The 26,479-nt window shown below is 37.7% G+C and carries 31 protein-coding genes; 24 read left to right on the top strand and 7 right to left on the bottom strand.

Features of this window, described 5'->3' with window-relative positions:
• Window positions 1-210 precede the first annotated feature (210 nt).
• Window positions 211-1,275, top strand: a complete 1,065-nt coding sequence (locus tag ACYUJT_RS08845; protein ID WP_460320704.1) for a hypothetical protein — start codon at window positions 211-213, stop codon at window positions 1,273-1,275.
• A 765-nt stretch (window positions 1,276-2,040) separates the two neighbouring features.
• Entirely contained in the window at window positions 2,041-3,186 is a 1,146-nt protein-coding gene (locus ACYUJT_RS08840) for a hypothetical protein (protein WP_460320702.1), read from the top strand.
• A 280-nt stretch (window positions 3,187-3,466) separates the two neighbouring features.
• On the opposite strand, the gene ACYUJT_RS08835 is transcribed toward ACYUJT_RS08840, so the two are convergent.
• A complete protein-coding gene (locus ACYUJT_RS08835; protein WP_460320699.1) occupies window positions 3,467-3,739 on the bottom strand; it encodes a hypothetical protein in 273 nt (90 codons plus the stop codon).
• A 155-nt stretch (window positions 3,740-3,894) separates the two neighbouring features.
• Here ACYUJT_RS08835 and ACYUJT_RS08830 point away from each other — a divergent pair, with 155 nt between their 5' ends.
• The 5 genes from ACYUJT_RS08830 (at window position 3,895) to ACYUJT_RS08810 (ending at window position 8,424) form a co-directional block, all read left to right on the top strand.
• Window positions 3,895-4,107 (top strand): helix-turn-helix domain-containing protein, encoded by a 213-nt coding sequence (locus ACYUJT_RS08830; RefSeq protein ID WP_460320697.1) that lies wholly within the window; start codon window positions 3,895-3,897, stop codon window positions 4,105-4,107.
• A gap of 215 nt (window positions 4,108-4,322) precedes the next feature.
• A complete protein-coding gene (locus ACYUJT_RS08825; RefSeq protein WP_460320695.1) occupies window positions 4,323-5,570 on the top strand; it encodes a DUF5677 domain-containing protein in 1,248 nt (415 codons plus the stop codon).
• A 153-nt stretch (window positions 5,571-5,723) separates the two neighbouring features.
• On the top strand, window positions 5,724-6,218 hold the full coding sequence (locus ACYUJT_RS08820) for a hypothetical protein (protein ID WP_460320692.1): 495 nt from the start codon (window positions 5,724-5,726) through the stop codon (window positions 6,216-6,218).
• 341 nt (window positions 6,219-6,559) lie between these two features.
• Complete coding sequence (locus tag ACYUJT_RS08815; protein ID WP_460320690.1) at window positions 6,560-7,474, top strand: toll/interleukin-1 receptor domain-containing protein; 915 nt, start codon at window positions 6,560-6,562, stop codon at window positions 7,472-7,474.
• Between the two features lie 596 nt (window positions 7,475-8,070).
• Window positions 8,071-8,424, top strand: coding sequence for a hypothetical protein (locus ACYUJT_RS08810; protein WP_460320688.1), 354 nt, complete (start codon window positions 8,071-8,073; stop codon window positions 8,422-8,424).
• 73 nt (window positions 8,425-8,497) lie between these two features.
• On the opposite strand, the gene ACYUJT_RS08805 is transcribed toward ACYUJT_RS08810, so the two are convergent.
• Window positions 8,498-8,761, bottom strand: coding sequence for a type II toxin-antitoxin system RelE family toxin (locus ACYUJT_RS08805; protein WP_460320686.1), 264 nt, complete (start codon window positions 8,759-8,761; stop codon window positions 8,498-8,500).
• Entirely contained in the window at window positions 8,745-8,981 is a 237-nt protein-coding gene (locus tag ACYUJT_RS08800; protein ID WP_460320683.1) for a hypothetical protein, read from the bottom strand. Before ACYUJT_RS08800 ends, ACYUJT_RS08805 begins: the two co-directional genes overlap by 17 nt.
• A 181-nt stretch (window positions 8,982-9,162) precedes the next feature.
• Between ACYUJT_RS08800 and ACYUJT_RS08795 the strand changes: the two genes are divergently transcribed.
• From ACYUJT_RS08795 to ACYUJT_RS08775, 5 genes are all read left to right on the top strand, one after another.
• Window positions 9,163-9,732, top strand: a complete 570-nt coding sequence (locus ACYUJT_RS08795) for a hypothetical protein (protein ID WP_460320681.1) — start codon at window positions 9,163-9,165, stop codon at window positions 9,730-9,732.
• A 117-nt stretch (window positions 9,733-9,849) separates the two neighbouring features.
• Entirely contained in the window at window positions 9,850-10,233 is a 384-nt protein-coding gene (locus tag ACYUJT_RS08790) for a hypothetical protein (RefSeq protein WP_460320679.1), read from the top strand.
• Between the two features lie 86 nt (window positions 10,234-10,319).
• Window positions 10,320-11,003, top strand: coding sequence for a metallophosphoesterase family protein (locus ACYUJT_RS08785; RefSeq protein ID WP_460320676.1), 684 nt, complete (start codon window positions 10,320-10,322; stop codon window positions 11,001-11,003).
• A 103-nt stretch (window positions 11,004-11,106) separates the two neighbouring features.
• Window positions 11,107-11,574 (top strand): hypothetical protein, encoded by a 468-nt coding sequence (locus ACYUJT_RS08780; RefSeq protein WP_460320674.1) that lies wholly within the window; start codon window positions 11,107-11,109, stop codon window positions 11,572-11,574.
• Between the two features lie 55 nt (window positions 11,575-11,629).
• Window positions 11,630-12,109, top strand: coding sequence for a hypothetical protein (locus ACYUJT_RS08775; RefSeq protein ID WP_460320671.1), 480 nt, complete (start codon window positions 11,630-11,632; stop codon window positions 12,107-12,109).
• A 171-nt stretch (window positions 12,110-12,280) separates the two neighbouring features.
• On the opposite strand, the gene ACYUJT_RS08770 is transcribed toward ACYUJT_RS08775, so the two are convergent.
• On the bottom strand, window positions 12,281-12,709 hold the full coding sequence (locus ACYUJT_RS08770) for a tautomerase family protein (protein ID WP_460320669.1): 429 nt from the start codon (window positions 12,707-12,709) through the stop codon (window positions 12,281-12,283).
• 99 nt (window positions 12,710-12,808) lie between these two features.
• Complete coding sequence (locus ACYUJT_RS08765; protein ID WP_055106872.1) at window positions 12,809-13,564, bottom strand: SDR family NAD(P)-dependent oxidoreductase; 756 nt, start codon at window positions 13,562-13,564, stop codon at window positions 12,809-12,811.
• Window positions 13,565-13,798: 234 nt separating this feature from the next.
• On the opposite strand from ACYUJT_RS08765, the gene ACYUJT_RS08760 reads away from it, so the two are divergent.
• Window positions 13,799-14,182 carry a MerR family transcriptional regulator gene (locus ACYUJT_RS08760; protein ID WP_460320667.1) on the top strand — a complete coding sequence of 128 codons (384 nt, stop codon included), beginning with the start codon at window positions 13,799-13,801 and terminating at the stop codon, window positions 14,180-14,182.
• 351 nt (window positions 14,183-14,533) lie between these two features.
• Here ACYUJT_RS08760 and ACYUJT_RS08755 read toward each other — a convergent pair whose 3' ends face one another.
• Complete coding sequence (locus ACYUJT_RS08755) at window positions 14,534-14,863, bottom strand: DUF3221 domain-containing protein (protein ID WP_460320665.1); 330 nt, start codon at window positions 14,861-14,863, stop codon at window positions 14,534-14,536.
• Between the two features lie 608 nt (window positions 14,864-15,471).
• Between ACYUJT_RS08755 and ACYUJT_RS08750 the strand changes: the two genes are divergently transcribed.
• From ACYUJT_RS08750 to ACYUJT_RS08700, 11 genes are all read left to right on the top strand, one after another.
• Window positions 15,472-16,323, top strand: coding sequence for an SDR family oxidoreductase (locus ACYUJT_RS08750; protein WP_460320663.1), 852 nt, complete (start codon window positions 15,472-15,474; stop codon window positions 16,321-16,323).
• A 90-nt stretch (window positions 16,324-16,413) separates the two neighbouring features.
• Window positions 16,414-16,674 (top strand): hypothetical protein, encoded by a 261-nt coding sequence (locus tag ACYUJT_RS08745; RefSeq protein ID WP_460320661.1) that lies wholly within the window; start codon window positions 16,414-16,416, stop codon window positions 16,672-16,674.
• 307 nt (window positions 16,675-16,981) lie between these two features.
• Window positions 16,982-20,104, top strand: coding sequence for an Ig-like domain-containing protein (locus tag ACYUJT_RS08740; protein ID WP_460320658.1), 3,123 nt, complete (start codon window positions 16,982-16,984; stop codon window positions 20,102-20,104).
• 633 nt (window positions 20,105-20,737) lie between these two features.
• Window positions 20,738-21,352, top strand: a complete 615-nt coding sequence (locus ACYUJT_RS08735; protein ID WP_460320655.1) for a hypothetical protein — start codon at window positions 20,738-20,740, stop codon at window positions 21,350-21,352.
• A gap of 76 nt (window positions 21,353-21,428) precedes the next feature.
• Window positions 21,429-22,094, top strand: coding sequence for a hypothetical protein (locus tag ACYUJT_RS08730; RefSeq protein WP_460320652.1), 666 nt, complete (start codon window positions 21,429-21,431; stop codon window positions 22,092-22,094).
• 167 nt (window positions 22,095-22,261) lie between these two features.
• Window positions 22,262-22,741: a hypothetical protein gene (locus ACYUJT_RS08725; protein WP_460320649.1), complete on the top strand. Its 480-nt coding sequence runs from the start codon at window positions 22,262-22,264 to the stop codon at window positions 22,739-22,741.
• Window positions 22,742-22,824: 83 nt separating this feature from the next.
• Complete coding sequence (locus tag ACYUJT_RS08720; RefSeq protein WP_460320646.1) at window positions 22,825-23,331, top strand: NUDIX hydrolase; 507 nt, start codon at window positions 22,825-22,827, stop codon at window positions 23,329-23,331.
• 45 nt (window positions 23,332-23,376) lie between these two features.
• Window positions 23,377-23,865, top strand: a complete 489-nt coding sequence (locus tag ACYUJT_RS08715) for a hypothetical protein (protein ID WP_460320643.1) — start codon at window positions 23,377-23,379, stop codon at window positions 23,863-23,865.
• A gap of 204 nt (window positions 23,866-24,069) precedes the next feature.
• Entirely contained in the window at window positions 24,070-24,660 is a 591-nt protein-coding gene (locus tag ACYUJT_RS08710) for a TetR/AcrR family transcriptional regulator (RefSeq protein ID WP_460320640.1), read from the top strand.
• Window positions 24,661-24,687: 27 nt separating this feature from the next.
• The gene (locus ACYUJT_RS08705; RefSeq protein ID WP_460320638.1) at window positions 24,688-25,149 is read left to right on the top strand and encodes a DUF2269 family protein; all 462 of its coding nucleotides are present in this window, start codon (window positions 24,688-24,690) and stop codon (window positions 25,147-25,149) included.
• 12 nt (window positions 25,150-25,161) lie between these two features.
• Window positions 25,162-25,611: a DoxX family protein gene (locus tag ACYUJT_RS08700; RefSeq protein ID WP_460320635.1), complete on the top strand. Its 450-nt coding sequence runs from the start codon at window positions 25,162-25,164 to the stop codon at window positions 25,609-25,611.
• Window positions 25,612-25,660: 49 nt separating this feature from the next.
• Here the strand turns inward: ACYUJT_RS08700 and ACYUJT_RS08695 are convergent, their stop codons facing one another.
• The gene (locus tag ACYUJT_RS08695) at window positions 25,661-26,149 is read right to left on the bottom strand and encodes a hypothetical protein (RefSeq protein WP_460320632.1); all 489 of its coding nucleotides are present in this window, start codon (window positions 26,147-26,149) and stop codon (window positions 25,661-25,663) included.
• Between the last annotated feature and the right edge of the window lie 330 nt (window positions 26,150-26,479).

Genomic DNA, 26,479 nt, shown 5'->3' with positions numbered 1-26,479 from the left:
AAAGAGCCTAACTACAATGGTGTAGTTAGGCTCTTTTTGTCGTTTCCTTGATTTTACAAATGGGCTATAATCTTGGGTAATGATGGATGGGGTTGGGACGTTTGGGATTAAGGGCATGAAGGACTTCCCTGTTGCGTGTTAGTGAAGTTTGCTAAAAAGGAGCTATAAGAAATCCCAGTAAAATCAGCAAAATCTAAAGGAGGTAAGAAAGTGGAAAGATGTATATATCTTAAACAAAGTAAAATCGATCTTACATATAAATCCGAAGAGCATATATTTCCAGCTGGAATTGGTGGTATTCAGAAATTACCACGAGGATATGTAAGTGATCAATTTAACACAGACATTTTTTCTAAAATTGAGTTGGATTTTATGAGAAATTCTATTATCTCCTTACCCCGTATGTTTCAAGGTCCTGGTAAAAGAGGTAACTTATCTGAAAAATCTGCAACTAAGTCCAACATAACTTTAATGGAATCGACATTGCCTTCCGAAAAGGCAATTCATTTTGGCTATATCAAACTAGGTAAACCTTATTTAATACCCCAGATTCTTTTTCAAGAAAGTGGATTAGGGCGTATAAGTTTAAATCCAGAAGATGGGGAATATTCAATGCAGCTAAATGTTTTTTATGATGCCTTAAATAGTTTTTCGGGAAGTTATTATGAATTTTTTGATGATAAATTTGATGAGCACGAGTTATTATTAGGGTACTTTAATAAAAAATGGTACTTAGGGAGTAGGAAAAAAATACAAAGGAACAAATTAATAGACTTTGTAAAAGAAGTTAGTGAACAAAGACCAGATGCTAATTTGGAACCTGAGAAAAATCAAGCTCAACAATTTGTAAAACAGAAGATAGGCTTTGATATTAATAACTATTTTAGAACATGTGCGAAAATATCTTTTAATTTCTTAGCAAGCTTGAAAGGACAAGAATTTATTCTTCATGATCGTTTTGACCCATTAAGAAATTGGATTGTCGGAGGGGGGAATAATGAGTTTGCATTCTTAATTGATCGAAAAACTGAGGGGGAGCTATTTCATAATCTATCTTTTCCAAAAGAGTCACATAAAATAATAATATCAAAAATTCCTGGTAATAGATTGGTTGCTAATGTAAGTTTCTATGGTTCTAATTTTGAAACGGGTATTTACTTGTGTGATGATTTTTATGAAAGCTTTGAACTCGAAGGATTGATTTGTGATTGGTTACAAAGAAGAGAGATATATTTGAATGATTTAATTCTATATCTAACTAGATATGACTATTAATATGATTTTATGATAAATGCTTCGAAGGCAGGGGCATCTTATAACAAATTGTTCATGCATCAGGCATTTGCTCTCTTGTTTCAGACGCCGATTCGAAGATGTGTGAGCTACGGACACATCCAGTCCCCTGAGATAAGAGTTATCTAAGGGGACCGGATGTTGTGAACACAAGAACCTTATGCGAAATGATCCTTGTAGAAAAATGTTGAACTGGTTATTATAAAGATATTAAAAACCAAATATTGGGGTATAGAAGTGTTTGAAATTGACTATTCATATTATGTAATCACTTGGCTTGGTTCTCTTGCTCTATATTTGAAACTGCGAACCAGTGGCCAAACGGTAATATCGTTTATGGAGCACGTTATTGGTTAGAAGAACAGTCGATTAACAAGCTTGGGTTATGGAAATTTTTTGTGTCAGAAAAAGCAATCACCAATATTATTTCAACTATTAAAGACACTATATTGTACACAGTGAAAAGTAATAAGTACTAATTAGTAAGACGATCATTTTATTTAACCACGGTTAAAGTGATCGTCTTACTGGTATATGCGTTTCAAGGAAGTTTCATTTCGTATAACACTGTATTCAAGCCAGGCCCGTTCGGCTCTCGTTCCAAGAGGCATTTCGAGGGAGCTTTAACAGTTGGGCAGCTCAGCTAACCGCGTCGCAGTGGCCCAATTGGGGCTTAAGGTTCTGTGATTCGTGAATACTAGAACGTTATGTACATAAGAGCAAACATTAAATAAATGAGGGCATTCGATGATGAAAAACAGAAAAAATTATCTTAATGAAATGTTAAATGATCGTGGAAATGTAATCCGATTTATATGTATTACCATTTTATTATCTTTTGGACTTAATATCATTGCTGGGAGTGTAACCTTAACCAATGGTTTTAAAGCACAGACGGGCTTTTGGCTTGGAGGCGTTGTTTCATTACTCGTGTTATGCTACCTTATTTGGTTCGTATTGAAGAGCTTGAAGAAGATTATTTCTATTGAAAGTTTTATCATTCATGATAGAACTGAAAATAAGCTTCTGGATATTGATAGGTATAAGTTTTCAAAAAAAATTAATGAATATTTAGAAGCTGCAATATCAGAGGATAAAGATATAATGGCAGTTTGGGATCGTGAACCATTAGGTTGTTTCCACACAGTAGGTGATTGGATACATGGTAGAATAAGTAAGTCCAGAATTGTTATTGGTGAGCTTGTTGAGTATTTTATTATCGAAGAGTTGTCAAAGCATTTATCGGATTATTTTAATGATGACAGATATAATCAGAAATACCTTAAAGAAATAGGACGAAATGAAATACCCGAAGTACTATTCCAGAATCGATTTTTAAATTTGTTTTCAAAACCAATGGAAGAAAGAGCCTCATTTGAAATTCAAAAACATAAAGTAGAAGAACCACCTAAGGAATATGTCGTAAATGGCAAAAAGGTAGTTATCAAGATTGGTGAAACGGTATTTGCATCTGGTAAGGATGGGGCAAGGTTCAATCGATTTGATTTAGTTTTACCTAGAAATAGTAAAGTAAAAAGAATTGATAAGAATACAATTCGAATAGCAACTGATAGATTCGATTTTGATATTTTTGTAAAATTTGAGGAGGATAGTTACTATCCGCCAGACGGATTTATTGAGCATTATTTATGCCCTGAGATAGATAGAAGTGGTAGTTTTTTTCGTTTCGAAGGTTATAGAATTGAAATTGAATTACGCATTAAATTTAAAATATTAAAATTTCTATTTAATGGAAAATGGGAATTCTTTTACTGGCTTGACTCATACATAGATAAGATCAACAAGGATATGTCATCCGGTTTATATTTTGAAAGGATAAATTGGGAGTCAACGTATACGATGCTTGAAACAATAAAAAAGAATAAAGTTTAGTATGCATTTCGCGGAAAGTTCTTACGTTACATCACAAAATATTCACGCATCGGGATAATTGTCCAAGGGCGAACATTGGAGTTCTTTAACTAGGCCCTTAGTCGCGCCTTTCGGGTTCGTAAATGCAATCGCGGACTTTGCCCCTTGGTTATTAGATGTAATGAATCTGACAACATACGACCCGATGTAAAATATAAGCTACCTAAGGTCAAATCGCGTTTTGAATACAAAAACGTTACAATAAGGATAAAAAAATAAAAAGAAGAGGGCCGCAGGGCCCTTATTTTAATTGAATATGTAATTCATTAAAAAGTAATAATGCGTCTTTAAACCCTCGTAGATATATTTTTCTTTCCAAAACAGTTTGTAATGAAGTTAAGGCATCTTCATAAAGAAATAGGGTATGTTGAAGGTTATCGGGAAGTGATACTCGAATTAGTTTTAGATACTGCTCACATTCAGAAGAAAAATGTTCAATGTCTGAATTTGAGTATAGCGTTTTTAGACGATTGCGAATTAAAGGATCAGCTAAAACTTCTAAGGATTCAATCAATGATTTCCCTCCCTTCATTAACTCTATAAGGTTATTATATACCTCTTTAGAGTGAATTGTAAAGGTGATTTTTTACTCTGTAAGGTGAAATGATAATCATTAATTGAAAAAAATGATTTTGAGAGATAATATATTGAGCATAGGAGGGAGTCTGTTTGATAAAGTGTAATATTAGAGTTCTAATGGCTGAGCACCGAATCGATGATATAGCAGAATTGATGGAAAAATCAGGACTGAGCAGAAATTCGATTAACAAACTATATAAAGAAATAAATATGGAAACGACCAAATTAGAAACATTATTAAAGCTGTGCGATACATTTGAGTGCAAACTATCAGACTTAATTGAATACACACCTGATAGTTAAGGACATTAAATGGATGTGGGTATACTCATAGAAGAGAACCCCGTCGTATACAATGTATCTACGCTGCGGGGCATTCGCCCCTTGGTTGTCAGATGTGAAAGCATAGAAGAATATTCAGACAACACACGACCCAGCCTAAGATAGAGCTATCTAAGGCTGGGTCGTTTCGTGAATACAAGAAAGCTAAACCAAATTCATTGAAAAGGAGATATTTAATGACTAAGACCAAACTTTCCCGTAATAGTATTTGTCCTTGTGGAAGTGGTGAAAAGTATAAAAAATGCTGTATTGATAAAGAGTTTTCTTGGATGGAAGATTCGGATGGTAGGATATATAGATCAGTACCAATGAATGAAGAGTTAAAACTACTACTCGAAGAGCAATTACAAAGGTTCAAAGATACATTTGGCCGTGATCCAGGGCCAAATGATCCCGTATTTTTCGACCAATATTATATGCACGAACCACCTGAGTATATTGACGATGTGATGCTAGAAATAATGGATCGAGCTAATTTTGATGAAGCATACAAATATGCATATAAAAAAACAGGGAGAATTATTTTATCAATTAATAAATCGCTAATACCAGACATAGAGATTGAAGAATGGATGGATGCATTGAATGAATATTATGCTTTGCAAGATTCTGAAGTAAACTTTGATGAAATAAATACAGTGATTGACAGATTACTTAGGGAGTTGAATACATGCGTTTTGAATCTTGGCATGATAGTAAAAAGAAGCGGTAGTTTTGACGAAGAGTACGAACGAGATTTTACACAGAAAGAATATACTCTATTTTGTGTGACAAAATCATTTAAAACAATGAAGTCAGTGTTAGGCCATATTAATAGTGGAAATATTGAAGATTCACTTGTATTACTACGAACAGTCTACGAGAATTACATAAATTTGCTTTACATTGCTAGAAATCCATTAGCTTTAGAAAATTTAATTGCAATACAAATAGGCATTATATCGGGAACTCATGAATATGGGATTAACAAAAAAGGGCAAATAGATAAAAGAATAATTATTGATAGACAAACCGGAAAAGAGTATTTGGGGCATATTAGTAATTACAATATGATTAAATCAAGTGTGTATAAAATAGATGTTGATATATTTGACAAGTTGTATGAACTTCTTTCAAGTTTTACTCATCCAAACCTTAAAACAGCTATTCACTATATGAATGATGATGGATTTGATCCTAACAGTAGTCACCTTTCAGTTGAAGATATTATTATCTTAAGTTTATTTATTTGTTCATTTATTTTTGATGAACTTGTTTTAGTTAGTAGTATAGGAAGGGAGTTAGTTATTGATATAGCGACATACCTCAATAAATTAAAAGCTCAGCTACTCACCTTAGAAGAAATTAATTTGAATAGTTCAATATCAACTATGCTAATCGAAAGAGCAAGATTTATTCTCGAGCGTTACGCGGAAAGTCAATAAAAAACTGCACCTAACACTATTTCACGCTTCTAACTGTTCGACCCTCGGGCAGACAGAAGTGATGGAAAGTGGAAGTAGCAGGACACATCCGATTTCGTCGGACGTCGTGGAATAGGAAATCAGCGCTTACTAAAAATAGAAAGGAGCAATCAAGTGAGCAGCACTCTATGTTTGTACATTAGCCAAGAACAAAAAGTATATAAAATTCCAAAACCTAAAAATCATATGTATAAGCCAGTAAAAGAATTAGCTGGTCAAGAAGTGTTGAAAATTCTATTGTATTATGATACAGCTGAAAGAAAACCCTCAAACTTAAATCATATAGAATATGAAAGAATAACATTAGACAGCGAAGGAGTACATCAGATCAAAGGCAAGCGAATCAGTAGTGAGATGTATAACTTTTTTGCATTTGGTCTTGCCACAGCTGAAGAACTTGCCGATAGAGAATCCCCTCCTGTGATACCAAGAGCTCCTGTTGTTCTAAAATCAGACGAAAAGAAAGCCCTTTATAATTATCTTCAAAAATCTTACAAGTCATTATTCGCTGATGCACCATTTATACTAGAAGCTAGAATTACAACGCTTAATGAAAAGTATAAAGAGCACCTTGAGTTATTAAAACTATCACAAAAACTAATGAAATAAAAAAAAGAGAGTATTTCAAAGTAGGCACTGACTTCCTATAACACCGTATGAATAACTTATAAGTTTGTGCGATGATCTGAGGATTGGATTAGTCGAAGTGATAGCAGGAAGTGTATATGGTGATTTTAAAAATCAATTGTCGAAGTTAGTACAAAGCAGTCTAGGAGATGGTCGATTCAGTGATGCGAAGATATCGATTCAATCGCCTAACATCGTATTCACGTATTAGGCATACGGCGTCGGTCACTGGTGATGTGTTTTACAGAGTATAGATTCATGTGACAACCTTGCATACGTAAGGTTCGTGAATACAAGAACGTTAGCCAAAATTCTTGCAGATTATGGGGGATAATATGCCTAGTATATTTTTGAGTCATACTAGTATTGATAAGCCATTTGTCGAAAAACTTGCAAGAGACTTGAAAAGAATTGGTGTAAATGTTTGGTTCGATAAATGGGAAATAAAAATTGGAGACTCAATCACTTGGAAAATTGAAGAAGGTATTCGTGAAAATGAATACCTTGGCCTTGTTTTATCACCAGAAGCTTTAAATTCGGAATGGGTAAAAAGTGAAATCGGAGCAGCGTGGGTAAAACAAATGCAGTCAAAGAAAGTTTTTGTACTTCCTATCTACTATAGGGATTGTAACATTCCTTTATTTTTAGCAGATAGAAAATTTGTAGATTTTAGGTTCGAATACGAAGATGGCTTTAGTGAGTTAGCGAGTATTTTCGGAATAGAAGAAACCGAAGCAATTACTCAAGATAACTGGAGAAAGTTTTCTAAGAGTAGGAAGGTTAATTGGAAGGAATTTAGAATTAGAGAATTCGAAACTCTTGTTACTACACTTGTTGATCGGGCTATTGAATATAATTGGTCATCTTGGGTTGGTGGTACAGCAAATGAATTTTCAATAACGCTAAGCGCCCGTGCAGGTGATAAACGAATATCCATCTCTTTAAAGTTGACACCCAAAACAAATGCCTATATGGCAACATTTAAAGATGCGTATAATCCGAATCACTTAAAGGCCAGTGACTTTGATCAATATGTGGGTAATTCCGTAAATGCTTGTGATGAGTTTGTATGGAGGCAGATGGAGGAATTTCAAAGTAATCATGGGCGTCCAAACGATAATGCAGAACAAACAACATTCAGATTCTCGAGGGGCAATGAGCTAGTTGATACAGCAATAGAAGTGGCAGGGCAAGTGAGGGATAAATTCAACTGGTACAAGGGAGATAAATTATTCTAGAGAATCATAGGTGGAAAGACTTCAGCCAACACTGTATTCATGCTGCTAGGCTATCTCTCCCTTGGTTATCAGATGAATAATCGTGGAAGAAACTCAGACAACGAACGCCCCCTAAGATAAAAGCAATTTAGGGCTAGGGCGTTTCGTGAATTATTCCAAATTAACAGTAAACATTAAATCTATTAGGAGAATTGAAGAGTAATCAAGAAAGATGAAAATGGGAAATTAAGTGAGTTGTCTCATGAAACATTTGAACTAATTCATCTAATAGGTTTTTTCTTTAATTTATTAAATAGCTCATTAATTAATATGAAACAATATTGTATTGATGAAGGAATTAATCCATATGAAAACTTTAAGTTCGGTTCAGAGTGGGTTGATTCTTAGAAGTAGGGAACCATATCTACGCTGTGGGCTACGCCCTTGGAGAGGAGGTAGGCTGAGAAGCGGAATCAGCTCACAACCCTGCGAGGCAAAGTCCGTCGGATCTGGTCGCATGCGCTCCCTTAAGCCTCTCGGGTTCGTAGATACAAGAACGTTAGGTAAAATCCTCGAGTGATTCTATAACATCATATAACAAAACAGGTGATGAAAAATTGAACAAATCAATAAGTAGAGAAGAAAGAGAAGATTTAAAAAAGAACTGTCCTAAGTATTTTATGCTAGTTAGAGCAATCATAAATGAATTAGATCCACTTTCATTAGTTAGTGGAGGTGCCCCTGATGATGAACATGACACCTTAACTGCTTTGACATTAAAATTAATAGTTAATGATAAAACAGAAGAAATACGGCAGCTTATTATAGATTCATTTGAATGGTATGGTTATGGTGAAAGTACAGTTCTAGATGAATACAAAGAAAAGTTTTATAAAAAAATTGATGAAGCAACTAAAAAGATAATTAATTTACGCAAAGAATATATTGAAGAAATGTCAGGCGATTCATAGATGTCGAGGACATCATTTTTAAGGTACACGATTACTCTAAGAGATAAAAAAACCGCACAAGTACTTATTCAGGTTATTTATAAACATCGCCCCTAGAGCCAATCGTTACAACATATACAACAAGAAAATTATCTTTAATACTATAGAGGATGCGATAAGTACCGACTCTTAGACGGTAGAGATTAGTTTTTCCTTGTAATTTCTTTATGTCAAGTTCTGTATGCCTGGGGTTTATCCTAAGAATGTCTAAGTGGTTTAGAATGCGTAGTCTACTTGGTTTGTCTAATTTACGAAGATATTTTGCCGATTCGGTGCTTAATTCAATTTCGTAATTCATGTTCAATATCCTTTAGGCGGATCGTTTTACCTTGTTTGAATTCTAACTCTGCTTGCTCAATTGCTTTCAGGTCATTTTCACTTAATTCCTCATCATCATAAGGAATGTTTGCATCTAGGGGATTGCTTATGAGACGTTTTAAAAAGTCAGCCACTAAAGGTATATCCTTATCTGGTAATTGGTGGATTAATTTAGCGAGATCTTTCTTGGATACAGCCATTTTCAACAGCCCCTTTCATTACGAATGTAGCCAATGAAATTCAAGAATATACATTTATAATAACACACACTTGAAGTTGTCGGTAATTTCAAAGAAGCTAGTAACTGCGTATAACACAGCATTAGGGAGAAGAACATTTTGTTGATTAGATAAAAGGCTTTGGGGAGGCAGTGAAATTGCTATGACCGCTCAAATTTCTGATGAGATTATATATCAAGGGCATTCTTTTTCACTAATTGGAATTGAGAAGGAATGGCCATTTAATCCCAAGAAACATGGTTTTAAGCCAATTATGATAAGTACAGCATGTTGGAGAGGTTATTATTCGAAATATGCTATTGTAGATGTGGATTTGCTTTTATCAGAATTTACTACTGGTTTGGAAGATGAGCCACCAATATGGAGAGAAATTAGAGCTGAGAAGGTTGATAGAGTAGGAGATGCCTGGACATATAAAAACGTGAATCTCGAGCTAGATTATTCAGGAGGAATTATTATCGGTAGGAATTTTATTCGAGAGTTTTATGTTCATATGGGCTTTCAGCGTCCACATTGTTATGAAATTGTTTATGAGCTTTTGTTTGAAAAGGGAAAACTTGTTAGAGTAAATGATTTTAATGAAGAAGTTAAGAGTATAAGGGAACAAATTAGAGAAATAAGAAAATCTGAAACTCAGAATTATTCTGAAAAGACAATAGAAGAGCTGGTTCGACAGTCATTCTCATTGACGTATGACGATAAGTGGAAATAATAGCTTGTTGGAACACAAAAAAGGCTTAATAATGAAAAACTAATATAGAAGACTACTGTATCTACAATTACTCTATCAGATGCCGAGTATCAAGTGGATCGAAGAGGTTTAACAACAATGAAGAAAAAAACTAGAGAGATATTTATAAATGGTAAAAAGTACTCATATGTTATAAATATAAAGTATTTTCAACATAAGAGCCAAATTACATTAAGGATTTCAGTAGAGGGTTCGAAAAATAATACCTGTACATATAGATTTGTTACATGGGACGATGCAATTACAGGGAGTCCTTTATTAGTAGGTGTAACGATAAAGAATAAAGACACAAATGAAATCGCAAAATTCAATCTACATCATCCCAAAGAAATTAGAAGGTTTATACTGTTTGCTTTAGATAATGGCTGGAACGGTGAAAGTATTATGGAGTATCACGATGGGCTTGAAATTATGAGCAAGATGGGGTTTGATGTTGTATGGCTTAGGCCTGTTAGTACATAACTAAGTGAAGCATAATGGATAGGTGAATAGAGAGAAGCGGATTTAGCTCAACCCTACGAGGCTATGAGATTTAAGGAAGTGAGCAAATGTATATTACTGGGGATCTGCATGGATATATTGATATTAGTAAGTTGAACTCAAAACGATTCCCACAGAACAGTAGGCTAACTAAAGAAGACTTCGTTATCATAGCAGGGGACTTTGGATTAGTGTGGGATAATAAAAATGATGAAAAATACTGGCGGAAGTGGTTAAATAATAAGAATTTCACGACCCTTTTTATTGATGGAAATCATGAGAACCATGACATGTTGGATTCCTACCCAGTAAAATATTGGAATGGCGGTAAAGTACATATTATTAATGATAGCATTATTCATTTAATGAGAGGTCAAGTCTTTACTATTAACGGGTATAAAATATTCACATTCGGTGGTGCCAAATCACATGATAAGGAACACAGAAGAGAAAATTTTAATTGGTGGGCGAGAGAAATGCCATCCAATGAGGAGTATTCAGAAGGTCTGAAAAATCTTGATAAACATAATTGGGAAGTGGATATAGTAATTACACATACATGTCCATCTTCAACGGTTCGTTTTTTGAATAAAGCATTGGATAATAGCTCCGAAGTTGATGAATTGAACAATTATTTAGAGAGTATTAAGGAACGATTAACCTATCAGAAATGGTACTTTGGCCACTTTCATAATGATCTTAAATTACCAGAAAAACAGCGGTTGATATATAACAGCATTGAAGAACTGTGATTGTATATCGATGAGGATTGACCCTCTTCCTAACACGGCGTCCACGTATCGTGGCCATACGCCCTGTCAATTAAATTCTAACCATGAAAAAGGTGAGATTATTGTGATACATCCTGTTTTTATTAAAGGAGATTTAGTCGAAAAATTTCGTGACCATTTGATAGAGTACCCTTATTATCATATTGTCCATGAAGGAATAAGCAATCTAGAATCTCCAATTAAGAAATTTTCCAATATTGAGATTGAAGGGGTTATTAATAGTTTTGAGAAATCTGATTTCCCTTTAGCTTGTCATGCGGGAAGCAAAAGTACTGAGAAATTTTTTGATTATCATATAGCGTTACGATATGGGAAGGACAAGAAAGAAGTCTTTGTTTATGAATTAATAGTTCGTGAGGAAAAAGACAGGAATATTATTAATGGAGTACTCATGGCATTTTATTTGCTAACATTAAGCAGATTCGGGATTGAAAAAATGCTAGTTCCCTATAACCTAGGAGATTTAGGGAGCATTGATGATATTAATCTTGAATCTATAGGTGATAATTTAACCCTCCTAACACGTCATTAAGAACGCGTCGCAGATGCTCGAATGTTATTAGAAATCGAGGAAAAGGAAGATCTTCATGAAGCTAATGCCAGAATATGCACAAATCTTAATTGTGGGAGTAGTATTTCAGAATTCATGGACTTGGTATATTACTGAAAGAGAGTATTGGTTTTTGAACATAGAAATGGAAGAGAGATTTGGGATTGAAGTTCTTGATGAATCAACTGCGGAGACTTTTTTACATAAAATAGAAGAATATAAAGTATCAACCTTAGAACTGACTGATATGATCGTGGAGCTTAAAAATGTATTCCAGTATTACGACGAAGTGTTAGAATTTTTACCTACAATTTATGTCGATTTTGATAAGAGAGAATTCTATTCGTCATTTCCAGAGCCTATGTCATTTGAAGATTATGTTCCAGAAGGTTGGATAGGCGAGTATAAAAGCTTCTATGAATTAGTGCCGGTTGAGGAAAGATATTGGCTCGTTGACAATGAAAATTTATTTGAAAAATTATACAAAGACCTGAGGAAAACTTGGTTTGATATTTAATTCAGGAATCTCGACTTCTGATAAACTCTGCAATGTATTGCGACACCAATTCTAGTGTAAGCGTCCATTTGTCGGCTCCGGAAAGAACAATCAGAAAATTGGACATTTATCTTCACAACTGGTGCATTGTTAGTGGGGCCGCAATTGAAGTTGTTATGGCTGCTCAAATAATTACAGAGCAGCCGCGTCAAGTGGTGATGTTCGGAAAGCTGCTAAATCCGCTTTCTGGCCAAATATCCCCCAATTTTCTTCGGGGACTTCGTGAATGATGATATAGACGGGGATGAGATCAGAAGTGCCGAGTTGCCGTCCGAAAATTGTGCTAGCTCCTTCGACCAGCCTCATTTTGGCATCGCTGTCTAAACCGCCCTCAATGACGAAGATCTGCACACTGACAACATTCGTTGTCGCTTCTTTTTCTCCCATAAAAACGGTATCCTGATCGTAAAGATTAAAATAGGTCCAAACCGTACTTTTGACGAAGGGTGATTTTGGCAAGGATTCGCATTCAAGCGCAAAATCTGTAAGTTCTCCGACAATTGATCGCCGTGCCTTCAAATCGAACGCAGCTTCAGGCGCGTGAACAATAATCATTGGCATTGTATTTTCCTTTCCTTAGACATATTATGAGGCCGCCGCGTCTCTGCTCAGCGGCCTCCGACAATAAGAAGGAAGGTGCTTTGCGGCCATTACTAGCGATCAGATGTTCTGGCCACCCGAGACCTCGATTCTCTGCGCATTAACCCAGCGATTGTCGGAACCGAGTAAGCTGGCGACTGCGGGACCAATGTCGTCGGGTACGCCGACACGACCAAGGGCAACCATCGCGGCAAATGCGTCATTGTAAGCAGGCGTGTCGCGTACAGCACCGCCTAGAAAATCGGTTTCGATTGCACCAGGTGCAATGGTATTAGCGGTGATACCGCGATGACCGAGTTCCTTGGCCATATAGATGGTTAGAATCTCGACCGCTCCCTTCGCCGCAGAGTAGGCGGAGAATCCGGGATAAGATACCCGAGTGAGACCTGATGAGAAATTCACAATACGGCCACCATCTGCAAGAAGCGGCAGAAGGGTCTGAGTTAAGAAAAACACGCCTTTGACGTGCACATTGAACAGGCCGTCGAACTGAGCTTCTGTTGTTTCGGCGAAGTCTATCATTTCTCCGTGGCCGGCATTGTTCACCAGATGATTGAAAGTGGGGCTATCCCAAGTAGAATGCAAGGTCGAACGGACTGTCTCAGCAAAGGCCGCAAAGCTGGCGATGTTTCCAACGTCGAGTTGTAGAGCGACTGCTTTTCGCCCCAGAGCTTCGATTTCAGCAACAACAGACTTTGCTTCTTCTGCTTGGCTGCGATAGGTCAGGATGACATCACCGCCATGACGCGCAATACTGATGGCAGTATTGCGACCAAGTCCGCGGCTGCCGCCAGTGACGATTGAGATATTTGTCATTGTCAACTTCATCCTCTCAATAAACGTTATTAAATACACTGTTATCATAAGAGATAAAGTTCGCTTGAAGTCAAGAGTTTTTTGATGAGATAATAAGTATATAATTGAACAGAGAAATTCTTTGTTTTAATCGTATTTATATCACTATTCACAGCAAAAATACGGCGAATTTAATTAGAAAAGCCAAGAAATTACTTAAAGTATACTTTAACAGAAGGGGTTGAAGGTTTATTTATGTTGTCAATAAGAGAAGTAACTGAATTGACAGGAATAGCGGCTCCCACACTTCGATATTACGAGAAGGAGGGGCTGCTTCCACATGTGAAGAGAAATGAAAATGGGAAGCGGTTATATGACGAAGAAGATTTAAGCTGGATACACTTTGTTACTGCACTTCGGGCAACAGGAATGCCGATTGCCCAAATTCAGAAGTATGTATACTTATATAATGAAGGGGACTCGACGATTTCGGAACGAAAAGGGATGATGCTTCATCATAAAAAAGAAATTGAGAAGAGTATAAGGGAACTATATTTTAATTTGGACAAAATAAACTATAAACTTGCTCTATATGATGTATTAGAATCACAGATTGAACGGACTAACATAAAGATTTGACTTAAGCCTGTTTCCGAAACGCATACGGTATCAGCTTAGCGTAAACGTCGAGACTCCACTTTCGTGGAGTCTCGACGTTTACGCTATTTTACAAATGGGCTATAGTCTTGGGTAGTGATGGAGGGGGTTGGGGGAGAGATATCATAGTTATAAAAGATGACTAGAAGGTTCGCGAGTCACGCGAAAGTCGAGGGCTGGGCGAAGTTCGCGAAGGGCTATCCCTTTGCTGATCTAGTCTGCAAGGGGATAGCCCTTCTTTTGGCACGTCTGGTAGCATTCTTTTTATTTCCTATAGGTTCAAATCTATACCTTGTTACAAACTGTAGATATGAAGCAAACGTATAGATTCTTTTATTCCATTTTGGTAACTTTCCCTTTTGTCTGAGCAGGGTAGGATTGAAGAACAGTCCCTATATCCTTTATTTTTACATGATCACCAATTAAAACCGAATCATATGTTGCTCTATCTGTAGTAATCCAAATTGCATTAGGATCTGCTTCTTCTATAATTTTTTCAATTGATGTATTCTTTAAATCGGTAACATGATTTTTCACCACTAAGATCATTAAATTAGCCTCATCTTTCGCAACAACATATCCATCATCATAGTTCCAAATTTTATTCGTACTGTTCTTTTCAATATTACATCCGAACAGAGGAATAAGAAATAGGATAAGCATGAGACTGACAATGGATTTATTGATAGTATATTCCTCCCTATGCTGGATTTACTAAATTAGACGTTTTAAAGAGCACTTTGTTGCTATTCGTTATAATTTTTTTTGTTTTCATTTTATAAATGAACAATGGGACTATTCCAAATCTCTCGCGCCAATTCCAGATGGCTGGCAAAATTATACCTGTGAGATCCGCTGCCCTAGTGAATGCATGTGCTTGATTTCTTCGACAAATCTTGAAGGACAAGAACGGGGGCTTACTTAAAGGATGATGCCGTGTTAGGTTATTTTTGCCGCAACGGAATCATGACTACCCCCTTGTTTCGGGTACGATCTTTCTATGCCTATAGAAATGGGTTTGTATCGGATGTTGTCTGCACTTTTATTCCACATTGCTCGGGAGAACGGTCATTTATTAAACGAAAGTTCTGGCGCTGCTCAATTCAAAAGGAATCGAGGGGCTGCGGCTGAGATCGAGTACTCGGCTGTTTACGATGCGCATTTACCGTTTCCAAGGCGGCTTTGCTGGTCATTCTTGCAAACCGTCATTAACCAAATCGGGATTCCTTTGATCCGAAAATATAAGTTCTAAATAAAGGAGGCTGCAGGGCATGAGGCAAAACAGACCGATTGCTTTGGTGACGGGAACATCCAGCGGTTTTGGTTTACTGATCACACTGGCATTAGCTGGTAGAGGCTATCATGTCATAGCCACGATGCGTAATATCACGAAGCAGGATGCATTGATGCAAGCTGCTGAACAAAACGGTCTAAGCCAACATATAGAGTGCTATTCCCTTGATGTGAGCGATCAGCAAGCGATTCGCCAGACCGTGAATGAACTGATGAAGCGTTATGGACGCATTGATGTGCTTGTGAATAATGCCGGCATCTCACTTGGCGGCTTTGCGGAAGAAGTTCCACTAGAGGACTGGGTCCATGCCATGGACACCAATTTTTTCGGTCTTGTTGCTCTAACCCAAGAAGTATTGCCACATATGCGATCGAGAAAATACGGGAAAATTATTAACATTAGCAGCATCAGCGGCAGACTTGGCTTTCCAGGGTACGGGCCTTATGCTGCCTCAAAATTTGCAGTGGAAGGATTCAGTGAATCGCTTCGTTTGGAAATGCTGCCATACGGCGTTTATGTGTCTTTAGTTGAGCCTGGCGCATACAAAACCGCGATTTGGTCCAAAGGCTTCGATTATATTTCGATGAGAGCCAAGAAAGATTCACCCTATCAGGAGCCTCTTGCAGCCATTCTGGCCTACAGCAACAACGTAGCTAACAACGCCAGCGATCCGCAAGATGTGGCTAGGACGGTGGTGCGAATCGCCCAAGCTCGCTATCCCAAATTGCGTTACGTGTTAGGAAAGGGAGCATGGACTGCGATATGGGGGAAGGCGCTTCTCCCTTGGAAATGGTTCGAACAAATTGTATTGCGCCAGCTCCGCAAATAAGAAATGAAAAGCATCGGCGAAATAGTTAAAATACGTAAAGTATATTGAGAACGTTCGGCTATAAGAGCGAATTTGTAGGAGGTAGAACGAATGAAATGGCAAGAGGTAAGAGAACTGTTTCCTGATCAATTTGTTCTGGTTTCCATACTTAATTATCACGAGGAAGGCAACAAAAAAGTAGTAGATGAAGTTACACCAATTCGCACAGTACTAGATGAAGATGCTAATAAAGAGTTTTTTCAAGTAAAGCCAGGGAATGTAGTGTACCATACATCAAATCAAGACTTTGTAATTCATCTTCGCCGTGATCCACTAATAAGAGTGAGACGTAATACTGGTATTAATGCATAAGTAAGTAGGCAGGGTCCATTCGGGCCCTGCCTATTTTAATTTATCAATTTACCTCCCCTACCCGGTCTCCGAATTTGAATTTGGTAACATGAGGGCGAATATTCCCTGTAGTTATTCTCTTCGCAGCTGGGAACAAGCAGTCCCAAAAGAGGTGGTCCTTTTCCCCTAATTTTTAACTGTAAAATTTATGCAATTAGTTGGATATCTTATCCCTTCAACTTAATAAATAATCAGGGTAGAGTTTACTATCCAGACATCCTCATCACCAAAACAATGGAGGGAGTGTCCAAGCTTGTTAAGTTCCATTATGCGTAAAGCCAGTTTTGCTCTTCTCAGCCTGACCCTAGTATCGGGAATCGCGTCTAGTCACGGGTATGCATCTTCCGAAGCCGGGAAACCTGTGATTGAATGGTCCCGCCAGTACGGCGTGGATGAAAAGGTGACCGGGCAAAATATTACCTCTACCTCGGATGGAGGCTATGTTGTTACAGGCACTGTCATTGAAAAGGAGTCAGGAATTAGAAAGGCAAACATTTTGAAGCTCAATTCTTCCGGGACACTACAATGGGAACAAAAAATTCAGCATAATAACACTAGCAGAACTGAAGTTGATGTGACCATTGAAACGAAAGACGGCGGATATCTTTCCTGTGGAAGCATTCTAAAAGAAAATGGAAAATATGACATCTTACTCATCAAACTAAATGCTCAGGGCGCTGTGGAATGGATGAAGGAATACAACTATGGCTTTACTATGTATTCGTTGTCCGTGGCAGAAACCAAGGATAATGACTTTGTGATTACGGGTAGAAGCTATGGGGGGGCAGATATTAACTACGCTTATGTATTAAAAATAAATGCTCAGGGACAGGAACTTTGGCTGAAAAAGCTAAAATTTAGCTATGATCAGGACTTTGAGGATATCATTGCAACTCCGGATGGCGGCTCGATCGCGGTAGGCAGCCAGGTTGACCGATTTTTCAACGATCCGAATAGAGGAGCTGTGATCAGCAAATTAAATGCGGACGGGGAGGAAGTTTGGACCCGAAAACTGTCCGCAGCCCCCAAATTAAGGACAGCATATTCAATCGCTCCCTCCGATGATGGGTACGTGATCTTCGGTGAAGATTCGGATTGGGAAGATGCATATTTTTTAACCAAAATAGACACGAATGGCAAAGTACTATGGGAAAAGAAATTCAAACTACCAATCGACCGGAGATATTTCAAGAAAGTCGTACGTACTAACGAAGGATATACCCTCTTAGCGGAAATTGATAAAAATTCCCATAATGATAAGGAAAGAAGATATGAATTATCGAAATTTGATAACCATGGAGAGCTTTTGAACCAGAACGAATTTACAGTCAAAGATTTTAGCGAGATGACGGGTCTAACCGCATCGTCGGATGGTGGTTACGCGTTGCTCGGTCAAGTATCAGACATAAAAAGTTACTGCATGCAGGTGACTAAGCTGGCAGGACCTAACAGCCAGCCTGGAGAACGTATGTTGGAGAGAATCAGCTTTACGGATAACGGGAAAAAGATGGCTGTCGGGGAACATACACCTACTGCAGTAATTGCGCATTATTCGGATGGCTCCAAAGAAACACTCAAGGACTCCTTATCCTTTTCCTCTGATGATGAGGAGATCGCCAACGTTGATTTCAAAGGAATCATTAAAGGAATCAAGGCGGGCAGCACCACCATTCATGCGTTCTACCAAAATCATCAAGCCCAGTTAGAAGTCGAGGTATTTGAGGTTCCAAATCATGGGGATGCTGACCATTGGTCCTACCAATATGGAATAGATCATTCCTACATTTATGTACGAAGCATAGTCCCTGCGTCTGACGGAGGATATATTATAACTGGTGACATGCGGTATGAAATGTACGGGATTAGAGACGCGTATGTTCTAAAGCTGAATGCTTCAGGCATAATCGAATGGCAGCAAGTGATTAGACATGGCTTGTCTGGTCATGCTGAGGCTCATAAGGCTATTGAGACGAAAGATGGCGGAATTCTCATCAGCGGAACCACTAGTAACCATGACTACAGTCGCAATACACGTGATGTCGTCTTCATGGCCAAGCTCAGTGCTCAAGGTATTCTAGAATGGGAGAAGGAGTTTCCCGGGGTCGATCGTGCGGGGAACGCTGTAGACGAAACGGATGATGGCGGATTCGTTGTGACAGGTGCTAATCCTGAAGATGGCCCGGCCTATGTACTGAAGACAGATTCCCAGGGACAAGTCATGTGGAATAGAACGTACAGCTTTGGCTACTATCAGAACTATAATGATATTTTAGCTACACCGGATGGCGGTTCCATTGCTGTCGGTGTCGTCGATACCTACGAAGGCAATAATGACGAGGCTATAGTGACAAAATTGAATCCTAACGGAGATGTAGTGTGGAACAAGAACTTGCTCCCGATTGGACGCAGCGCATACTCGATCATTTCAACAGATGAAGGCGATTATCTGATTGCCAGCAATACGAAAGGTGGTGTTAACTACCTGACCAGAATTAATGATGGTGGTGAAGTGATTTGGGAAAGAACTTACGAGGCTCAAAAGGATCAAGAATTCTATAAAATTGTTCGGGATAGCCAAGGATACGTATTGTTAGGAAGAAATGCAGCAGGCGGATATGCTAATAGTGAATCCCAGTTCGTAGCGCTAGAGCTTGGCAGAGACGGTCAAATTATAGGCAAACACAATTTCAATGAACCGAATTTGACAGGACTATATCATGGAACCGTAACACCGGATGGCAAATTTGTACTTACTGGAACCGTTGAAGTAAACGGGAAGTCCATCCTGCAAGTCACCAAAACCGCTGGATCAGGAAACCCTCCGGTAGATCCAGTCTTAGACGGAATCTCGTTCAAAGATTCTAGCGTTAAGATTGCCGCCGGTGAGAAAAAAGCAGTTCTTGTAAAGACACATTACTCCGATGGAACAGAACAATTACTCACGGACACGGATTCCATATCTTTTTTCTCGGAAGATGAGAATACGGCTACTGTAGACGCCAAGGGTTTGATTACCGGCGTTAATCCGGGCAGCACCGTCATCCAGGCCGTCTATCAAAATCAATCAGCACAGCTTCAAGTTGAAGTAACGATGCCTGGCAGCGAGAATCCTGAACCAGTTGAAGGCATTTTCTATCTGGATTCCGAAGAATACTCCTTAACAGAGGGAACTTCGATTGACACCGTTGCTTTCTTCAAGGATAAAGACGGGAACATTCATAATGTCACCAAGATGTCCACCTTCAAGAGCGACAACCCGGCGATCGTCGATTATGATCAGGATGGGAACATTAACGGCGTTCGTGCAGGTATAACCTATATCACCGCCGAGTATCAGGGCAAGACCTATAGAGCGCTCGTGCAGGTTGTTCGCGCCTCTGTTCCCAAATAACTTTTGCTGATTTTAATTCCAAAATTCATATCGATTGCAATGATTGGATTGGAGACGCCACTTGGGTGGCGTCTCTTTTGTCGTTTCCTCTATTTTACAAATGAGCTATAATCTTGGGTGAAGATAAGCGGTGTTGGCCGTCACGAATGGATAGGAGAGAAACTGTATTCACGCTTGAGGGCCATCGCTCTTTGGTTGTCAGATGTATAATCATGGACGAATATCAAGCAACAAGGAAACAGATAAAAAATTCTAGAATGGAGTGATTTTGTGTTATTTATTAATTTTAGTTCCGGACTGACTATTCTAGCTATCGTAGCTATCGTTCTTATTTTGACGTTCTTTTTCAAAAGGGATAATAAAAAAAGTACAGTATTTAAGGACATGGGAAGTTTAATTCAATCTTTCGCAATCGCGATAGCCGTTGGTTATAGTCTGGTGTTTTTATCGGAAATCGGTAGTGTCCAGGATTTTAGCGGGAAGCTTCATTACAGTCTTGTTCTAATATTCTATGGAGTTCTTATTAATTTAATTGCAAATATATATGCCCGGATCGTAAACAAAACTATCTGAAACCAGTGCAAATGAAAATATGATGAAGAGGGATATGAAGACCAAACATCAAGTACATAAATGGAACAACAGATTTATTTATACACCAGAAGGGAAATTGCTATGACAGCTCAAATTTCTGATGAGATTATATATCAAGGTCATTCTTATTCCCTTATTGGAATTGAAAAAGAATGGCCATTTGATCCCAAGAAACATGGTTTTAAGCCAATTATGATAAGTACAGCATGTTGGAGAGGTTATTATTCGAAATATGCTATTGTAGGTATGGATTTGCTTCTGTCAGAATTTACTACTGGATTGGAGGATGACCCACCAGTATGGAGAGATATTAGAGCTAAGAAGGTTGATAGAGTAGGAGAAGCCTGGACGTATAATAATGTGAATCTGGAGCTAGATTATTCAGGAGGAATTATTATCGCTAGGAATTTTATTCGAGAGTTTTATCTTCATATGGGCTTTCACTGTCCACATTGTTATGAAATTGTTTGTGAACTTATTTTTGAAAAGGGAAAACTCGTTAGAGTAAAAGATTTTAATGAAAAAGTTAAGAGTATAAGGGAACGAATTAGAGAAATAAGAAAATCTAATACTCAGAATTATTCTGGTAAGAAAATAGAAGAGCTTATCCGACAGTCATTCTCATTGACGTATGACGATAAGTGGAAACATTAGCTTGTCGGAGCACTTTGAAGAGACATATTGTTGAAAAAATAATACTTTAGTGAATCTTAAGAGGAGGAAAAAAACAGTGAGTGAGGTTCTAAACAAGACGGAAATGTACATAGAGAGAGCAAGATTTCAAGAATTAATTCATAAAAATATTGGAGAAATGAGGCTAGATAAAAATATCTTTAAAAATGTGGCGAATTTTATATATTCAACATTAATTATTGGCTTTTTCTTTTCTTGGGCAAGTGCATCAGACACTAGTAATATTTTTGTGTTTTTGGATAATTTTCTTGGGAGCAGAGTAAGGGTTCGTTATTTTTTTGATGTTATATTGTTCGTATTACTTATGATTCCGTTAATAGCAGTTGTCCTACAAGCTCGTGATATAAAGCGTGCTGTGATCATTAATTCATTGACCCACGGAAAAATATACAGAAAATTCTATAAGGACTTTATTGCAAAAAAGCTTACAAATAAGAGATATTCAGAATTAACACTTGACGAAGTGAGAGATTTATTTCTTTCTCATCAAGGAATAAATATAGAGTTTCAATATTATGAGTTTGAAAATTATATAAATGAAAGATTAAGTGAGTCAAATTACAAAATTTCAGGCTTTTTTGCCTCGAATTATACGAATTTTATACTGTTAAATGAGTGTATTGATGGAACATTAATAATGGTAAGCCATGGATATTCAGGAAAATACGGAGAGATAATTGATGGGAACTACGGTTTAATATAAAGGAATGTCAAAAGTTCTAATAAGTTTATTTTTCATGAGAGATATAACTGGATAATAAATAAAATTCAGACAGCACATGACCCAACCTAAGATAAGAGCTATCTAAGGCCGGGTTGCGTCGTAGATGCGAGAACATTATTAGAAATCGAGGAAAAGGAAGTATCTTCATGAAGCTAATGCCAGAATACGCACAAACCTTAATTGTGGGAGTAGTATTTCAGAATTCATGGACTTGGTATATTACTGAAAGAGAGTTCTGGTTTTTGAACGTAGAAATGGAAGACAGATTTGGGATTGAAATTCTTGATGAATCAACTGCTGAGACTTTTTTACATAAAATAGAGGAATATAAAGTATCAACCTCAGAACTAACCGATATGATCGTAGAGCTTAAAAATGTATTCCAGTATTACGACCAAGTGCTAGAGTTTTTACCTACGATTTATGTCGATTTTGATAAGAGAGAATTCTTTTCGTCATTTCCAGAGCCTATGTCTTTTGAGGATTATGTTCCAGAAGGCTGGATAGGTGAATATAAGGTTTTTTATGAGTTAGTACCGATAGTGGAAAGATATTGGCTCGTTGACAATGAAAATTTATTTAAAAAATTATACAAAGACCTAAGGGAAGCTTGGTTTGATATTTAATTCAGAAATCTCGACTTCTGATAAACTCTGCAAATGAAAAGGAAGTGAAATCATAGAAGGTGAGTGTAGAAAAGGAGTTAGTTATGAAAGACTTAACTGTTTTATCACGCAAGAATGGAAACATGATAGTAGAAGATGAATTCGGAAAGGTTTATACCCTTAGTGAGAATAACCAAGCTGTCGTGATGTTAGCGAAACAATCCGATTCTTTTATTTTTGTAAAACAATTTAGAAGGGCAGTAAATGATTTTGTAATTCAACTTCCAGGAGGAATGGTTGAGTTAGGTGAGGATCTGGAAACAGCCATTCGTAGAGAGTTTCTGGAGGAGGTTGGTGGTCAATGCGGAGCGATACAATATCTGGGCAGCCTGACTCCAGCTAGTTGGATAAGTAACGTAGTTACACATGTGTTTTATACGGATGATGTAATAGATATTGCTGAACAGAACCTTGAAGAATATGAAATTATTGAAGTTCTAAAAATAAGTGTTGAAGAGACATTAAATATGATTAAAGATAGCAGGATTAATGATTCGGAAGTAACTTATGCAATTCTGCAAGGAATTCTTAAAGGGCTAATTAAAGTGTAGGAATCTCAAAAAATCTCACCAAGCCACTGATATTTGATTCAGGGAATGGCGAGAATTTTTAGGTACGGCAATGAGAGCACAGTTAAGGCTTCGGACCAATTCTCTCTACAGGGTGAAGTGATCCATGTGCAGAAAATGCCGATAATCATTGAAAATAAACAGCTTATGCTTCTGGAAGTCATGATTTCTAGAGGGACGGACCGAATCCGTAAAGTGAATAGTATCTTTGCGCCAGAAAACCTATCCGTAAATGTGGGTACAGTCATTCCAGTTACCATGGAAATAGACGATTTACAAAAGGAAACCCGATTACTTCAAGGTAAGCAGGGCGCAGCTAAAGTGCTCTCCGTTCATTTTGACGGAACAAAGGGAGAGCGCCCACTAGCCAATATTATCGCAGAAAAGGACGGAATAACCTACCGCATTAAACAAACTATTGAACCAGTCTATGGCGTAGTTGTTGGAGACGAGTTGTGGATCGCTTACGATGAAGGTACGCAAGAAGCCATAATTATGAACTATTCTTCAAAGTAGTAAGATAACTTGAAAACTAGAGCTATATAGAGACCTTCTCATAATTCAGGTTTATAGCCAGAACGAGCCCTTGCCTGCAGGCAGGGGTTTATTTCACTCCATAATTATTTTGAAATTTATATTTACAAACCAACGGTCGGTTTGTATAATTGGCAATAAGCGCCTTGGAAAAATATGGACCACAAATAAACTGGAGGAATTACCATGAAAAATGAGGATAGAAGGAAACAAACAATACAGCAATTACTTGATGCAACCAAAGAGTTGTTACGGGAGAAAAACTGCCACACGATTACGATGAAGGACATTATGGAGAAATCGGAATTGTCCAAGGGAGCTATTTTCCATTATGTGAAGAACAAAGACGAAATTTTTGCTTGGGTATTGCAGGAACGGCTTGAAGAAATCAATGATCGATTCATGAAAGAAGTGGAGCAAGGGAAGAAAACATTCGACGGACCGATGCTGGCAATATCGAGTAATTTAGCAGCATTGGAAGATGCAAATGAAGTAACCAATAAAGTTCTGATGTATCTGCTTGGTAAGGAAGATGAACCTGCTGTCGAGGAAGTACTCCATCATTTTTATCAGAGGTCTGTTCATTTATCGAAACAATGGATTGTGATCGGCCAACAGCATGGGGTTATTCAAGAATCGGTTGACCCGGAGAGGACGGCTGAAATGTTTGTTCTGTTATCGTTTGGCCTTCGCGTCCGCTCTTCGTTCCTAAAGATTCCGGTATCTTATACTGCTCAAGATTTATCATCATTTATGGCCGCTACTTTGAAAAATTAGTCCTAATAAAGAAAGGAAGACTGTCTCATGAATGTATGGCTGCTTCTTCATCTGGCGGGAGTTATCTTATTTGTAGGAAATATTATTACGGCGGCGTTTTGGAAAGTTCGGGCGGATTTGCAGAAGAACCCGGTAGTTATTCATCACACTGTGAAAAACGTTATGCTCGCTGATATAGTATTCACACTGCCTGGGCTACTTTTTGTCATCATTTCAGGAATCGTCATGGCTGTTCAAGCGAAGATATCCATGCATGGGTTAAATTGGCTTACGCTATCGCTCGTATTGTTTTCAATTACAGGTGTTGTCTGGCTAGCGATTCTCCTTCCCTTGCAGCGTGCAATGATTCGTCATAGCGCTGACTGCATTGAGATCGGGAATATCTCCAAAGCGTATGCTCATGCGTCACGTTTGTGGGCTGTTTTTGGTATTATTGCAACTTTGCTGCCGGTTGTTATTCTTTACCTCATGATTATTAAAAGTGTCTAAGGAGGGATCATTATGGCTCCATTCATTGCCCTTGTTGCATCTTTTTTGTTATTCCGAATCTTCGGCCTGTTTGGTTGGTCCTATTTCGACGATTGGCATACCTCACTGAAAGTAGCAGTGACTGTTATGCTGCTGCTTACTGCTTCCGCTCATTGGGGAAAAAGGCGGCCTGACCTGATCCGGATGGTTCCTCCTGTTTTTCCAAGGAAAGAATGGATCGTGTCAGTAACCGGGTGGCTTGAAATTGCAGGAGCTATCGGTATTTTGCTGCCTAAATTCTCTCTTGCCGCCTCAATATGTTTGACCGTGCTGCTGATCGCGATGTTTCCTGCAAATGTATATGCTGCTCGAGAACAACTGACGATTGGCGGCAAGCCTGTTCCAAAACTGTTTGTCCGGGTGTTGCTTCAGATTGTATTTATCGGGGCAATCCTGTTGGCGTCCCCGTTGTTCGGGCAATGAAAAACTAACAATGGCGGTACCTGAGGTTTAAAAAGTCAACATTAAAGTCTCAATTCGCTTCTAAATTCACATTCTTAGTTTTAGAAATACCGAGGTATTTATACTTGATACTTATACTTTCAATATCTTCCTTGTTTATGATAAGTACACCGTAATGTAATGGTAATCCTTTTTCATTATGATTTATTAATTCCTTCAGCTCATTTTCAGATAATTTGGGGTGAATAAATCCTTCGTCAATCCCAACAAACCGTGCTTGCGTATCATCCTCGATTCCAGCAGAAACTAATTGTCCAGTATAACTCATAACCAAATTAAGTTGCTCTGGTTGTTTTTCGTTATTTACAGTCACTTTTTCTATCTTTATTTTAGTTGATCCATTATTTACAAGTGATAGATATATTCGTTTTTGTTCATTATTATAGTTGGACCAGCCATCTGCCTTTAACGGATCAGATATCCATACATACAAATAAAAGGAGAGAATTAAAATTATAAAAGATGACGCCAATATTTTAACTATCTTTTGTTTCCACATTGAACAACACCTCGTATTTAATTCGTGTATTGATTTTGGTTCACAAACCGATTAATCCCAGTTGCCTAAATAGGAATAATTTTCCTCCTGTATAACGTTATCACGCCCACACTGTTTCAGTCAATTATGCAACACATTGATTATTCCCGCTTGTAAATACCCCTCAATTCAATTACATAGTATTCCAAATTTGACTCATTAAGTAATTTTTGTGTTTACATACATAACACAATATTATACTATTAAAATTGAAATAATTTACTTTTTATCTATATATAACCTATTAAATGAGGTGATTAATGTAAATTTGTACCATCGTCAAGACGTTCT

The organism is Paenibacillus sp. YSY-4.3, assembly GCF_054767475.1.
This window is presented reverse-complemented; position numbering and strand designations above follow the sequence as displayed.